Source organism: Micromonospora marincola, assembly GCF_056150385.1.
This window is the reverse complement of the sequence record NZ_JAXCFT010000005.1, coordinates 422,997-435,881: the sequence shown is the minus strand read 5'-3', so window position 1 is coordinate 435,881 and position 12,885 is coordinate 422,997. Positions and strand designations below refer to the sequence as shown.

The window sequence follows — 12,885 nt, the reverse complement described above, 5'->3', positions numbered from 1 at the left end:
CGTGACGGGGTTGTTAGAACTCGAGCCCGGCTTCGCGGGCGGCGTCGGCAAGCGCGGCGACACGCCCCGCGTACCGGTTGCCACCGCGGTCGAAGACGACCTTCGAGACGCCGGCGGCCTTGGCGCGCTCGGCGAGCAGTGCGCCGACCTTGCCGGCCAGGGCGCTCTTGTCGCCCTCCGCGCCGCGCAGCGAGGCGTCCATGGTCGAGGCCGACGCCAGGGTGTGACCCTTGGTGTCGTCCACGACCTGGGCGACCACGTGCCGCAGGGAGCGGGTGACGACGAGGCGGGGACGCTCGCCGGTGCCGCTGACGTTCTTGCGGACCCGGAAGTGCCGACGCGCACGCCCGACGGCACGCTTGGCGGCGACGCCGCGGCGGCGCTTGAGCAGCGTGGCGCTCACTTCTTACCTGCCTTTCTCACGGCCTCACGGCCGGCGGATGACCTCGCCCGGATGGTGCCGGCCGCGGTCACTTCTTGCCCGCCTTTCCAGCCTTGCGGCGGATGACCTCGCCCTGGTACTTCACGCCCTTGCCCTTGTAGGGCTCCGGCGGGCGGATCTTCCGGATGTTGGCGGCGATCTCGCCGACCTGCTGCTTGTCGATGCCGGCCACGTGGAACAGCGTCGGCCGCTCGACCGTGAAGGTGATCCCGTCCGGCGCCTGCACCAGCACGGGGTGCGAGAACCCGAGCGCGAACTCCAGATCCTTGCCCTTGGCGGTGACGCGGTAGCCGGTGCCGGCGATCTCCAGGCTCTTGCGGTAGCCCTCGGTCACCCCGACGATCATGTTCGCCACCAGTGTACGGCTCAGGCCGTGCAGTTCCTTGGCCTTGCGCTCGTCGTTGGGCCGGTTGACGAGCAGCTCGCCGTTCTCGCTGCGCTCCGCCGTGATCGGCTCGGCCAGCACGTGGCTCAGCTCGCCCTTGGGGCCCTTGACCTTGACGGTCTGCCCGTCGATCGTGATGTCGACGCCGGAAGGCACCGGGATCGACTTACGTCCAATACGCGACATTTCTACCTGTCTCCCGTTACCAGACGAAGGCGAGGACTTCCCCGCCAACGCTCCGCTTGCGGGCCTGCCGGTCGGTGAGCAGCCCCTGGGACGTCGAAATGATCGCCACACCCAGTCCGCCGAGCACCCGCGGGAGCCCGTCCGACTTGGCGTACACCCGGAGACCGGGCTTGGACACGCGCTTGATGCCGGCCAGGCTCCGCTCGCGGCTCTGGCCGTACTTCAGCTCGACGACCAGTCGCTTGCCGACGGCACCCTCCTCGGGGTCCTCGACCGACCAGGTGGCGATGTAACCCTCGGCCTTGAGGACCTCGGCGATGTTCGCCTTGATCTTCGAGTAGGGCATCGTCACCCGGTCGTGGTACGCCTGGTTGGCGTTACGCAGACGCGTGAGCATGTCTGCGATCGGGTCGGTCATCGTCATGAAAACTCGTCAACCTTTCTCGCCGGGGTTCCCCGGGCCAGGCCCGGGGCCTACGGCGAAGAGACAGTTCAGCTGACGCGCCGGAGCGCGCCGGGCTATTACCAGGAAGCCTTGGACACGCCGGGCAGCTCACCGCGGTGGGCCATCTCCCGGATGCACACCCGGCAGAGACCGAACTTGCGGTAGACCGCCTTCGGACGCCCGCACCGCTGGCAGCGGGTGTACGCGCGAACCGAGAACTTCGGCTTCGCGGCCGCCTTGAGGATCAGCGCCTTCTTGGCCATCTCAGTTCTCCTTGAACGGGAAGCCCAGGAGCTTGAGCAGCGCCCGGCCCTCGTCGTCGGTCGTGGCGGTCGTGACCACCGTGATGTCCATGCCCCGCTGGCGATCGATCTTGTCCTGGTCGATCTCGTGGAACACCGACTGCTCGGTCAGACCGAACGTGTAGTTGCCGTGCCCGTCGAGCTTGCGCCCGTCCAGGCCGCGGAAGTCACGGATACGCGGCAACGCGATGGAGAGCAGCCGGTCCAGGAACTCCCACATCCGGTCGCCCCGCAGGGTGACCTTCGCGCCGATCGGCATGCCCTCACGGAGCTTGAACTGCGCGATCGACTTGGTCGCCCGCCGGACCAGCGGCTTCTGGCCGGTGATCGTGGCCAGGTCGCGGACCGCGCCGTCGATCAGCTTGGCGTCCCGAGCGGCCTCGCCGACACCCATGTTGACGACGATCTTGACCAGGCCGGGCACCTGCATGGGGTTGCCGTAGGCGTGCTGCTCCTGCAGCTTCGCCACGACCTCGTTGCGGTACCGCTCCTTGAGACGCGGCAGGGTCTTCGTTTCGGTAGCCGTGGTCATCACAGGTCCTTACCGGTGCTACGCGCGATGCGGACCTTCTGGCCGTTGTCGTCGATCCGGTAGCCGACGCGGGTCGGCTTGCCGTCGGAGTCCGTGACCATCACGTTCGAGACGTGGATCGGGGCCTCCTGGGTGACGATGCCACCAGTCTTGGCGCCACGCTGGGTGGTGCTGATGCGAGTGTGCTTCTTGACCCGGTTCACGCCTTCGACCAGGACCTTGTCCTGCCGCGGGTAGGCCGCGATGACCTTGCCCTTGGCACCCTTGTCCTTGCCGGCGATGACGACGACCGTGTCGCCCTTCTTGACCTTCACGGTCACAACACCTCCGGCGCGAGAGAGATGATCTTCATGAACCGCTTGTCCCGCAGCTCGCGACCCACCGGGCCGAAGATACGGGTACCGCGCGGGTCCCCACCGTCCTTGATGATGACGGCGGCGTTCTCGTCGAAGCGGATGTACGACCCGTCCGGCCGCCGCCTCTCCTTGGCGGTCCGAACGACGACGGCCTTGACGACGTCGCCCTTCTTCACGCCGGCACCGGGGATCGCGTCCTTCACCGTTGCCACGATGACGTCGCCGATGCTCGCGTAGCGCCGACCGGAGCCACCGAGAACCCGGATGCACAGGATCTCCCGGGCACCCGTGTTGTCGGCGACGCGCAGTCGCGACTCCTGCTGAATCACGTCTATCTCCTATGTCTGCCGGTTCTCCGGCCGCCGAGGGCGGCCGGAGCCTGGCGGAACGTTCGCCCGACCGATACCGGCCGAGCTCCAGCCTTCGCTACTTGGCCTTCTCGAGGATTTCCACGAGCCGCCACCGCTTGGTGGCGGAGAGCGGCCGGGTCTCCATGATCAGGACCCGGTCGCCGATACCGGCCGAGTTCTGCTCGTCGTGCACCTTCAGCTTGCGGGTACGACGCATGATCTTGCCGTACAGCGCGTGCTTGACCCGGTCCTCGACCTCGACCACGACGGTCTTGTCCATCTTGTCGCTCACCACTAGGCCCTCACGGACCTTGCGGCGGGCCCGCACGGTGGTGGTCGCGTTCTCGTCACTCATGATGCAGTCACCTCAGTCGGCGCGGTCGAGAGACCCAGCTCACGCTCACGCATGATCGTGTAGATCCGGGCGATCTCCCGACGGATGACCTGCAGCCGCCGGTTGTTGTCCAGCTGCCCGGTTGCGCCCTGCACGCGGAGGTTGAACAGCTCCGCCTTCGCCTCGCGCAGCTTCGTGACCAGCTCCTCGTCGGAGAGCTCACGCAGCTCGGAGGCCTTGACGACCGCTGCCATCAGGATTCACCCACTTCGCGCGTAACAATGCGGCACTTCATCGGGAGCTTGTGGATCGCGCGACGCATCGCCTCTCGCGCGATCTGCTCGTTGGGGAAGGACATCTCGAAGAGAACCCGCCCCGGCTTGACGTTGGCGACCCACCACTCGGGCGAACCCTTACCGGAACCCATCCGGGTCTCGGCCGGCTTCTTGGTGAGGGCCTGGTCCGGGAAGATCGTGATCCAGACCTTGCCGCCACGCTTGATGTGACGGGTCATCGCGATACGCGCCGACTCGATCTGGCGGTTGGTCACGTACGCCGGCTCGAGAGCCTGGATCCCGAACTCGCCGAACACCACCCGGTTACCACCCTTGGACGCGCCGTGGCGGTCCGGGTGGTGCGGCTTGCGGAAGCCCTTCGGGGGCTTGCGCGGCATCAGCATCTGTCAGCCCTCCTGCTGCGTTTCTGCCGGCTGGGTCGCGGCGGCGGCCACGGCTCCGGCGTCGACCGGCTCGCCGGCTGGCGTCTCCGCCTGCTGCGCGATGGTGGTCGCGGCAGCCCGGCCGGCCTCGGTGCCACCGGCGGTCGTACCCGAGGAGCCCGACCGGCCACGGCGCGGCCGCTCCGGCCGGTCGCCACGGTCGCGGCGCGGGCCGCGCGACGGCGCGGTCTCGGCCGGAGTCTCCCGACCCGGGACGGCGTCGCCCTTGTAGATCCAGACCTTCACGCCGATCCGGCCGAAGGTGGTACGGGCCTCGAAGAAGCCGTACTCGATGTTGGCCCGCAGCGTGTGCAGCGGGACGCGGCCCTCACGGTAGAACTCGGTCCGGCTCATCTCGGCGCCGCCCAGACGACCCGAGACCTGCACCCGGATGCCCTTGCAGGCCGGGTTCTTCATCGCGGACTGCATCGACTTGCGCATGGCGCGACGGAAGCTGACCCGGCTGGAGAGCTGCTCGGCGACGCCCTGGGCGACCAGCTGCGCGTCCGACTCGGGGTTCTTCACCTCGATGATGTTCAGCTGGACCTGCTTGCCGGTGAGCTTCTCCAGCTCGCCGCGGATCCGGTCGGCCTCCGCACCCTTACGGCCGATGACGATGCCCGGCCGGGCGGTGTGGATGTCGACGCGGACCCGGTCCCGGGTGCGCTCGATGTCGACCTTGGAGATGCCGGCGCGCTCGAGGCCCTTGGACATCATCCGGCGGATCTTGACGTCCTCGCCGATGTAGTCCTTGTAGAGCTTGTCCGCGAACCAGCGGGACTTCCAGTCGGTCGAGATGCCGAGCCGGAACCCGGTCGGGTGAACCTTCTGACCCATTACTCGGCACCCTCCGTCGTGCTCTGCCCCTCGGCCGGCGCGGCCGACTCGGCCTGCTTGACCGGAGCGGCCTTCCTGGCCGACTTCTTCGGCGCGGCCGGCGCCACCGCCTCGACCGCCACCGTGATGTGGCAGGTCCGCTTGCGGATCCGGTAGGCCCGGCCCTGCGCCCGCGGCCGGAACCGCTTCATCGTCGGGCCCTCGTCGACGAACGCCTCGCTGACGAGCAGCGCATCGGGGTCCAGCCGCTCGTTGTTCTCCGCGTTGGCGATCGCGCTCGCGAGCACCTTGAATACCTGCTCGCTCGCAGCCTGCGGCGCGAACTGCAGCACCGTGAGCGCCTCCTTCGCGGGCAGGCCGCGGACGAGGTTGACCACCCGGCGCGCCTTCATCGGCGAGATGCGCACGTGCCGCGCAACCGCCCGCGCGCCCGGAAGCACCGGAGCGTCGCCCTTTCCTGGCATCGCTGTAACCCCTTGTTCCTCTATCCGTATGCCCGCGGCGTCAGCGCCGGCGGCTCTTCCGGTCGTCCTTCTCGTGACCCTTGAACGTGCGGGTCAGCGCGAACTCGCCGAGCTTGTGCCCGACCATTGCTTCGGTCACGAAGACCGGAACGTGCTTGCGTCCGTCGTGCACGGCGATCGTGTGACCCAGCATGTCCGGGATGATCGTCGAACGCCGCGACCAGGTCTTGATCACGTTCTTCGAGCCCTTGTCGTTCTGCGTCTCCACCTTCTTGAGCAGGTGGTCGTCGACGAACGGGCCCTTCTTCAGGCTGCGAGGCATGTCTTATCTCCCTCAGCCGCGCTTACGCGTGGCGTAGCGGCGGCGGACGATCAGCCGGTCGCTCGGCTGGCCCTTACGACGGGTGCGGCCCTCGGGCTTACCCTGCGGGTTGACCGGGTGGCGACCACCGGAGGTCTTACCCTCACCACCACCGTGCGGGTGGTCGACCGGGTTCATGGCGACACCACGGACGGTCGGGCGCTTGCCCTTCCACCGCATCCGGCCGGCCTTGCCCCAGTTGATGTTCGACTGGTCGGCGTTGCCGATCTCGCCGACGCTGGCGCGGCAGCGCACGTCGACGCGCCGGATCTCACCGGACGGCATACGCAGGGTCGCGTACGCGCCCTCGCGGCCGAGCAGCTGGATGCCGACGCCCGCCGAGCGGGCCAGCTTGGCGCCGCCGCCCGGACGCAGCTCCACGTTGTGCACGGTGGTACCGACCGGGATGTTGCGCAGCGGCAGGTTGTTGCCCGGCTTGATGTCGGCGCCCGGTCCGGACTCGACGCGGTCGCCCTGCTTCAGGTCCTTCGGCGCGAGGATGTAGCGCTTCTCGCCGTCGGCGTAGTGCAGCAGCGCGATACGCGCGGTGCGGTTCGGGTCGTACTCGATGTGCGCGACCTTCGCCGGCACGCCGTCCTTGTCGACCCGCTTGAAGTCGATCAGGCGGTACTGGCGCTTGTGGCCGCCACCGTGGTGCCGCGTGGTGATCCGGCCGTGGGCGTTGCGTCCACCCTTCTTCGGCAGCGGAGCCAGCAGCGACTTCTCGGGCGTCGACCGGGTGATCTCAGCGAAGTCGGCAACGCTTGAGCCACGCCGGCCCGGCGTCGTCGGCTTGTACTTACGGATAGCCATTGTCTACACCCCTCAGCTGACCGGGCCGCCGAAGGCCTCGATACGGTCACCGTCAGCCAGCTTCACCATCGCGCGCTTGGTGTCCTTGCGCTTGCCGAACCCGGTGCGGGTCCGCTTGCGCTTGCCCTCGCGGTTGAGCGTGTTGACCGTCAGGACGCGGACGTTGAAGATCTGCTGGATAGCGATCTTGATCTCGGTCTTGTTCGCGTCCGGGTGCACCAGGAAGGTGTACCAGTTCCGGTTCAGCTCGCTGTAGCTCTTCTCCGAGACGACCGGCGCGACGATGACGTCACGCGGATCGGCGATCGTGCTCACTTGCCACCCTCCTCGGTGGTCTCGGCTGGCACGCCCAGGAACTCGTCCAGGGCCTCCTTGGTGAAGACCACGTCGTCGGCCACCAGCACGTCGTAGGTGTTGAGCTGGCCGGCCTCGAGCAGGTGCACCCGCGGCTCGTTGCGCAGCGACACCCAGTTCAGCTCGTCGGTGCTGCTCAGCACGACCAGGACCCGGCGGGCCTCGGTCAGCTTCGCCAGCGTGGCCAGGGCCGCCTTGGTCGACGGCTTCTCGCCCGAGACGAACGCCTCGACGACGTGCACCTGGCCGGCGCGGGCCCGGTCGGAGAGGGCGCCACGCAGGGCGGCTGCCTTCATCTTCTTCGGGGTCCGCTGGCTGTAGTCGCGCGGCACCGGGCCGTGGACCACGCCACCGCCGGCGAACTGCGGCGCGCGGGTCGAGCCCTGGCGGGCACGACCGGTGCCCTTCTGCTTGTACGGCTTGCGGCCTCCACCAGAGACCTCGCCGCGGGACTTGGTCTTGTGCGTGCCCTGTCGGGCCGCCGCGAGCTGAGCCACCACGACCTGGTGCATCAGCGCGATGTTCGCCTGCGCGTCGAAGATGTCGGCCGGCAGCTCGACGGAGCCGCTCTTGCCGCCTTCGACGTCGAGGACGTCAACGGTGGTCACTTGGCCACACCGCCCTTCTTCACCTTCGCCTTGGCCGCGGTGCGGACCAGGACCAGCGCGCCCTTGGGGCCGGGAATGGCGCCGCGAACGAGCAGGAGGTTGTTCTCGGTGTCGATCGCCTGCACGGTCAGGTTCTGGACGGTGTAGCGCACGCCACCCATCCGACCCGCCATCCGGGTGCCCTTGAAGACGCGACCCGGGGTCGCGCAGGCGCCGATCGAGCCGGGCGAGCGGTGCTTGCGCTCGACACCGTGGCTGGCGCGCAGACCGTGGAAGCCGTGCCGCTTCATCGGGCCGGCGTAGCCCTTGCCCTTGGTCTTGCCGGTCACGTCGATCACGACGCCGGGCGGGAACTCGTCGACCGTGACCTCCTGGCCCGGCGCGTAGTCCGCGGCGTCGGCGGTGCGCAGCTCGACGATGTGCCGGCGCGGCGCGACGTCCGCCTTGGCGTAGTGCCCGGCGATCGGCTTCTTGACCTTGCGCGGGTCGATGGCTCCGTAGGCGAGCTGAACGGCGGCGTAGCCGTCCTTCTCGGCGTTACGAACCTGGCTCACGACGCACGGGCCGGCCTCGACCACGGTCACGGGGACAACCTTGTTGTTGTCCCAGACCTGGGTCATGCCGAGCTTGGCGCCCAGGATCCCCTTGACTTGCCTGTCCATTTGATCGATCCCTACAGCTTGATCTCGATGTCGACGCCAGCCGGCAGGTCGAGGCGCATGAGCGAGTCGACCGTCTTCGGGGTCGGGTCGATGATGTCGATCAGACGCTTGTGCGTGCGCATCTCGAAGTGCTCGCGCGAGTCCTTGTACTTGTGCGGCGAGCGGATGACGCAGAAACGGTTGATCTCCGTGGGCAGCGGCACCGGGCCAGCGACCTGCGCCCCGGTACGCGTCACCGTCTCGACGATCTTCCGAGCCGAGGAGTCGACGACCTCGTGGTCATAGGCCTTGAGCCGGATGCGGATCTTCTGTCCCGCCATGGTGGCTTCTGTTCCTTCTCTCGATGCCGCTGTGTTGCGGGCACCTGTACCGGCTGGTACAGGCCCACTTCCGCCGACCCCCGCGGTCGGGCGTGTCGCGCCCGTGGACCAGGCTCCGCCCCGAGGTTCCGGAGCGATTCTCTGACCGCGCGGTGGGTCATGACGCCGATCGCGAGAACCGCGATCTGAACGCCGCGCGAGGGTGGTTGACCGCCGATGGCGATCAACCACCCCACGCGAGACCGTCTGCCTCCCGGAGGTCCAGCCTCAACCGGACGCGGGTGACCGACCGTCGTTACGCAACCTGACTAGTATGCCGCACGACCGGCGGCGACGCTAATCGGGGTTACCCAGCTCACTTGACGATCTTGGTGACGCGACCCGCGCCGACCGTACGACCACCCTCGCGGATCGCGAACTTGAGGTTGTCCTCCATCGCGATGGGCTGGATGAGCTTCACGGACATCGTGGTGTTGTCGCCCGGCATGACCATCTCGGTGCCCTCGGGCAGCGTGACGACGCCGGTGACGTCCGTGGTGCGGAAGTAGAACTGCGGGCGGTAGTTCTGGAAGAACGGGGTGTGCCGGCCGCCCTCCTCCTTGGAGAGGATGTAGACCGTCGCCTCGAACTCCGTGTGCGGAGTGTTGGTGCCCGGCTTGATGACGACCATGCCGCGCTCGACGTCCTCGCGCTTGGTGCCGCGCAGCAGCAGGCCGACGTTCTCACCTGCGCGGGCGTCGTCCAGGGTCTTCCGGAACATCTCGATCGCGGTGACCTTGGTCTTGAAGCCCTTCTCGCGGATGCCGACGACCTCGACGTCCTCGTTCGGGAGCAGCACGCCACGCTCGACACGACCGGTGACGACGGTGCCACGACCGGTGATCGTGAACACGTCCTCGACCGGCATGAGGAACGGCTTGTCGGTCTCGCGCTCCGGCTGCGGGATCGCGGTGTCGACCGCGTTCATCAGCTCGAGCAGCTTCTCGGTCCAGGTCGGGTCGCCCTCGAGCGCCTTCAGCGCGGAGACCTGGACGACCGGCAGGTCGTCACCCGGGTACTCCTGCGCCGACAGCAGCTCGCGGACCTCGAGCTCGACGAGCTCCAGGAGCTCCTCGTCGTCGACCATGTCGCTCTTGTTGAGCGCCACGACGATGTACGGCACACCGACCTGACGGGCCAGCAGCACGTGCTCGCGGGTCTGCGGCATCGGGCCGTCGGTCGCCGCCACCACCAGGATCGCGCCGTCCATCTGCGCGGCACCGGTGATCATGTTCTTGATGTAGTCGGCGTGACCGGGGCAGTCGACGTGCGCGTAGTGACGCGCCTCGGTCTGGTACTCGACGTGTGCGATCGAGATCGTGATGCCGCGGGCCTTCTCCTCCGGCGCCTTGTCGATCTCGTCGAACGGCGTGTACGGGTTCAGGTCCGGGTACTGGTCGTGCAGGACCTTGGTGATGGCCGCCGTCAGCGTCGTCTTACCGTGGTCGATGTGACCAATGGTGCCGATGTTGACGTGCGGCTTAGTCCGCTCGAACTTAGCCTTCGCCACTGGTGTCCTCCTGTGGACTTTCTGGTTCCTTCGCCCCGGTGCGCCGGTCGGCGCGTAGGACTCTGTCGACAGCCTTTCCGGCCTGACGGCCGGAGAGCCTTTGTGGGTTCTGCGGCGATGAAGCCTACAGGCCCGGATTCACACGACCCGACCGAGGTGGCCGCGGGCGGGAGATCCCTCCCGCGACCGCCCCCGGATCATCGGATCAGCTCGGGGTGAGCGTCACTCACCCGTCGCCTTGGCGATGATCTCCTTCGCCACGCTCTGCGGCACTTCGGCGTAGGAGTCGAACTGCATGCTGTAGCTAGCCCGGCCCTGGGTCTTCGACCGCAGGTCGCCGACATAGCCGAACATCTCCGACAGCGGCACCAGGGCCCGGACGACGCGAGCGCCGCTGCGCTCCTCCATCGCCTGGATGATGCCCCGCCGGGAGTTGAGGTCGCCGATGACGTCACCCATGTTCTCCTCCGGAGTGGTGACTTCAACGGCCATCATCGGCTCGAGCAGTGCGGGGTCGGCCTTGCGGGCCGCCTCCTTCATCACCATCGAACCGGCGATCTTGAACGCCATCTCGGACGAGTCGACCTCGTGGTACTGGCCGTCCAGCAGCGTCAGCTTGAGCCCCACGAGCGGGAAGCCGGCGAGGATGCCGTACTGCATGGCGTCCTGGGCGCCCGCGTCCACCGACGGGATGAACTCCCGGGGGATGCGACCACCCGTGACGGCGTTCGCGAACTCGTAGGTCGGCGAGTCGTTGCCAAGCGGCAGCGGCTCGACGCTCACGATGACGCGGGCGTACTGGCCGGAGCCACCCGTCTGCTTCTTGTGGGTGTACTCGATCTTGTCCACCTTGCGGCGGATGGTCTCGCGGTACGCCACCTGCGGCTTACCGAAGTTCGCCTCGACGTTGAACTCGCGGCGCATCCGGTCGACCATGATGTCCAGGTGCAGCTCGCCCATGCCGGAGATGACCGTCTGACCGGTCTGGTCGTCGAGCTTGACCCGGAACGTCGGGTCCTCCTCGGCGAGCTTCTGGATGGCGGTGCTGAGCTTCTCCTGGTCGGCCTTGGTCTTCGGCTCGATGGCCACCTCGATGACCGGCTCCGGGAAGGTCATCGACTCCAGGATGACCGGGTTCGCCGAGTCGCAGAGCGTGTCGCCGGTGGTGGTCTGCTTGAGACCCTGGACCGCGATGATGTCGCCGGCCTTGGCGGAGCTGCGCTCCTCCCGCTTGTTGGCGTGCATCTGGTAGATCTTGCCGATGCGCTCCTTGCGGTCCTTGGTGGAGTTGACCACCTGGGTGCCGGTCTCGACCACGCCGGAGTAGACCCGGACGTAGGTGAGCTTGCCGAGGTGCTTGTCGGTCTGGATCTTGAACGCCAGGCCGGAGAACGGCTCGGAGGGGGACGGCTTCCGCAGCATCGGCGTCTCGCCGTCGGTGGCCGTACCCTCGATCGCGGGCACGTCCAGCGGCGACGGCAGGTAGTCGATGACGGCGTCGAGCATGGGCTGGACGCCCTTGTTCTTGAACGCCGAACCGCAGAGCACCGGGTTGGCCTTGCTGGCGATGGTGGCGCGCCGGATGGCGGCCTTGATCTCCTCGGTGGAGATCTCCTCGCCCTCCAGGTACTTCTCCATCACCGCGTCGTCGACGTCGGCCAGGGTCTCCATCAGCTTCTCGCGCCACTCGGCCGCGGAGTCGGCCAGCTCGGCCGGGATCTCCTCGATCGCGTAGTCCTCACCCTTCTGGGTCTCCCCGCGCCAGGTGAGGGCGCGCATGCCGACCAGGTCGACGACGCCGATGTGGGCGCCCTCGAGGCCGATCGGGATCTGGAGCACAAGCGGGGTGGCGTTGAGCCGGTCGATCATCATCTGCACGCAGCGGAAGAAGTCGGCGCCGGTCCGGTCGAGCTTGTTGACGAAGCACATCCGGGGAACGCTGTACTTGTCCGCCTGGCGCCATACGTTCTCGGTCTGCGGCTCCACACCGGCCACGCCGTCGTACACCGCGACCGCACCGTCCAGGACACGCAGCGACCGCTCGACCTCGACCGTGAAGTCGACGTGACCGGGCGTGTCGATGATCTGGATCGTGTGGCCCTTCCACTCGCACTTCGTGGCGGCGGAGGTGATGGTGATACCGCGCTCCTGCTCCTGCTCCATCCAGTCCATGACGGCGGCGCCCTCGTGGACCTCACCGATCTTGTACGTGATGCCGGTGTAGAACAGGATTCGCTCGGTGGTAGTGGTCTTACCGGCATCGATGTGCGCCATGATGCCGATGTTGCGTACGTTGGCGAGCGCGTCTGCGGCGGCCACTTCAATCCCTACTTATCGTCGTCTCGACACAACTGGTGGCGGTTCCGGCGCCTCGTGGGCGCCGGAACCTCAGGTGTTACCAGCGGTAGTGCGCGAAGGCCTTGTTGGACTCGGCCATCTTGTGCGTGTCCTCGCGCCGCTTGACGGCGGCACCGAGGCCGTTGCTCGCGTCCAGCAGCTCGTTCATCAGCCGCTCGATCATGGTCTTCTCACGCCGGGCCCGGGAGTAGGTCACCAGCCAGCGCAGACCGAGGGTGGTCGCGCGGGCCGGCCGGACCTCGACCGGAACCTGGTAGGTGGCGCCACCGACACGGCGGCTGCGCACCTCGAGGGTCGGCTTCACGTTGTCCATCGCGCGCTTGAGCGTGACGACGGGATCGGTGCCGGACTTCTCGCGGCAGCCCTCCAGGGCGGCGTACACGACGCGCTCGGCGAGCTGACGCTTGCCACGCAGCAGGATCTTGTTCACCAGCTGGGTGACAAGCGGCGAGTTGTACACCGGGTCAGCGACCAGCGGCTTCCGCGGAGCGGGTCCCTTACGCGGCATG

Annotated in this window: 21 protein-coding genes; all 21 read right to left on the bottom strand. The window is 67.7% G+C overall.

The genetic code is table 11. The features are described from left to right. Positions 1-13: 13 nt before the first annotated feature. Positions 14-403 carry a 50S ribosomal protein L18 gene (gene rplR, locus SM450_RS15630; RefSeq protein WP_281586612.1) on the bottom strand — a complete coding sequence of 130 codons (390 nt, stop codon included), beginning with the start codon at positions 401-403 and terminating at the stop codon, positions 14-16. 67 nt (positions 404-470) lie between these two features. Next, positions 471-1,013 (bottom strand): 50S ribosomal protein L6, encoded by a 543-nt coding sequence (gene rplF, locus SM450_RS15625; RefSeq protein WP_474620441.1) that lies wholly within the window; start codon positions 1,011-1,013, stop codon positions 471-473. Positions 1,014-1,029: 16 nt separating this feature from the next. Continuing rightward, positions 1,030-1,437 carry a 30S ribosomal protein S8 gene (gene rpsH / locus SM450_RS15620; protein ID WP_393521866.1) on the bottom strand — a complete coding sequence of 136 codons (408 nt, stop codon included), beginning with the start codon at positions 1,435-1,437 and terminating at the stop codon, positions 1,030-1,032. 98 nt (positions 1,438-1,535) lie between these two features. Beyond that, a complete protein-coding gene (locus SM450_RS15615) occupies positions 1,536-1,721 on the bottom strand; it encodes a type Z 30S ribosomal protein S14 (RefSeq protein ID WP_007073023.1) in 186 nt (61 codons plus the stop codon). Position 1,722: 1 nt separating this feature from the next. After that, on the bottom strand, positions 1,723-2,292 hold the full coding sequence (gene rplE, locus SM450_RS15610) for a 50S ribosomal protein L5 (RefSeq protein WP_393521868.1): 570 nt from the start codon (positions 2,290-2,292) through the stop codon (positions 1,723-1,725). Next, positions 2,292-2,612 carry a 50S ribosomal protein L24 gene (gene rplX / locus SM450_RS15605; RefSeq protein ID WP_474620440.1) on the bottom strand — a complete coding sequence of 107 codons (321 nt, stop codon included), beginning with the start codon at positions 2,610-2,612 and terminating at the stop codon, positions 2,292-2,294. Before rplX ends, rplE begins: the two co-directional genes overlap by 1 nt. Then, entirely contained in the window at positions 2,609-2,977 is a 369-nt protein-coding gene (rplN, locus tag SM450_RS15600; RefSeq protein WP_007465279.1) for a 50S ribosomal protein L14, read from the bottom strand. The genes rplX and rplN overlap by 4 nt, the downstream gene beginning before the upstream one ends. Positions 2,978-3,074: 97 nt before the next feature. Then, entirely contained in the window at positions 3,075-3,353 is a 279-nt protein-coding gene (gene rpsQ / locus SM450_RS15595; protein WP_474620439.1) for a 30S ribosomal protein S17, read from the bottom strand. Then, entirely contained in the window at positions 3,350-3,586 is a 237-nt protein-coding gene (gene rpmC, locus SM450_RS15590; RefSeq protein WP_474620438.1) for a 50S ribosomal protein L29, read from the bottom strand. The genes rpsQ and rpmC overlap by 4 nt, the downstream gene beginning before the upstream one ends. After that, complete coding sequence (gene rplP / locus SM450_RS15585; RefSeq protein ID WP_073834927.1) at positions 3,586-4,011, bottom strand: 50S ribosomal protein L16; 426 nt, start codon at positions 4,009-4,011, stop codon at positions 3,586-3,588. The genes rpmC and rplP overlap by 1 nt, the downstream gene beginning before the upstream one ends. 3 nt (positions 4,012-4,014) lie before the next feature. Then, the gene (rpsC, locus tag SM450_RS15580) at positions 4,015-4,887 is read right to left on the bottom strand and encodes a 30S ribosomal protein S3 (protein WP_474620437.1); all 873 of its coding nucleotides are present in this window, start codon (positions 4,885-4,887) and stop codon (positions 4,015-4,017) included. Beyond that, complete coding sequence (gene rplV / locus SM450_RS15575; RefSeq protein ID WP_474620436.1) at positions 4,887-5,351, bottom strand: 50S ribosomal protein L22; 465 nt, start codon at positions 5,349-5,351, stop codon at positions 4,887-4,889. Before rplV ends, rpsC begins: the two co-directional genes overlap by 1 nt. A 40-nt stretch (positions 5,352-5,391) precedes the next feature. Continuing rightward, on the bottom strand, positions 5,392-5,673 hold the full coding sequence (gene rpsS / locus SM450_RS15570; RefSeq protein WP_091627706.1) for a 30S ribosomal protein S19: 282 nt from the start codon (positions 5,671-5,673) through the stop codon (positions 5,392-5,394). 12 nt (positions 5,674-5,685) lie between these two features. After that, entirely contained in the window at positions 5,686-6,525 is an 840-nt protein-coding gene (rplB, locus tag SM450_RS15565; RefSeq protein ID WP_278109425.1) for a 50S ribosomal protein L2, read from the bottom strand. Between the two features lie 12 nt (positions 6,526-6,537). Next, positions 6,538-6,840 (bottom strand): 50S ribosomal protein L23, encoded by a 303-nt coding sequence (rplW, locus tag SM450_RS15560; RefSeq protein ID WP_013288632.1) that lies wholly within the window; start codon positions 6,838-6,840, stop codon positions 6,538-6,540. Next, positions 6,837-7,487 carry a 50S ribosomal protein L4 gene (rplD, locus tag SM450_RS15555; RefSeq protein WP_281586606.1) on the bottom strand — a complete coding sequence of 217 codons (651 nt, stop codon included), beginning with the start codon at positions 7,485-7,487 and terminating at the stop codon, positions 6,837-6,839. The genes rplW and rplD overlap by 4 nt, the downstream gene beginning before the upstream one ends. Next, entirely contained in the window at positions 7,484-8,149 is a 666-nt protein-coding gene (rplC, locus tag SM450_RS15550; protein WP_474620435.1) for a 50S ribosomal protein L3, read from the bottom strand. Before rplC ends, rplD begins: the two co-directional genes overlap by 4 nt. Before the next feature lie 11 nt (positions 8,150-8,160). Continuing rightward, on the bottom strand, positions 8,161-8,469 hold the full coding sequence (rpsJ, locus tag SM450_RS15545) for a 30S ribosomal protein S10 (protein ID WP_007073037.1): 309 nt from the start codon (positions 8,467-8,469) through the stop codon (positions 8,161-8,163). A gap of 355 nt (positions 8,470-8,824) precedes the next feature. Then, on the bottom strand, positions 8,825-10,018 hold the full coding sequence (gene tuf, locus SM450_RS15540) for an elongation factor Tu (protein WP_474620434.1): 1,194 nt from the start codon (positions 10,016-10,018) through the stop codon (positions 8,825-8,827). A 222-nt stretch (positions 10,019-10,240) separates the two neighbouring features. Beyond that, positions 10,241-12,337 carry an elongation factor G gene (gene fusA / locus SM450_RS15535; protein WP_474620433.1) on the bottom strand — a complete coding sequence of 699 codons (2,097 nt, stop codon included), beginning with the start codon at positions 12,335-12,337 and terminating at the stop codon, positions 10,241-10,243. Positions 12,338-12,413: 76 nt separating this feature from the next. After that, complete coding sequence (gene rpsG, locus SM450_RS15530; RefSeq protein ID WP_474620432.1) at positions 12,414-12,884, bottom strand: 30S ribosomal protein S7; 471 nt, start codon at positions 12,882-12,884, stop codon at positions 12,414-12,416. Position 12,885 lies beyond the last annotated feature (1 nt).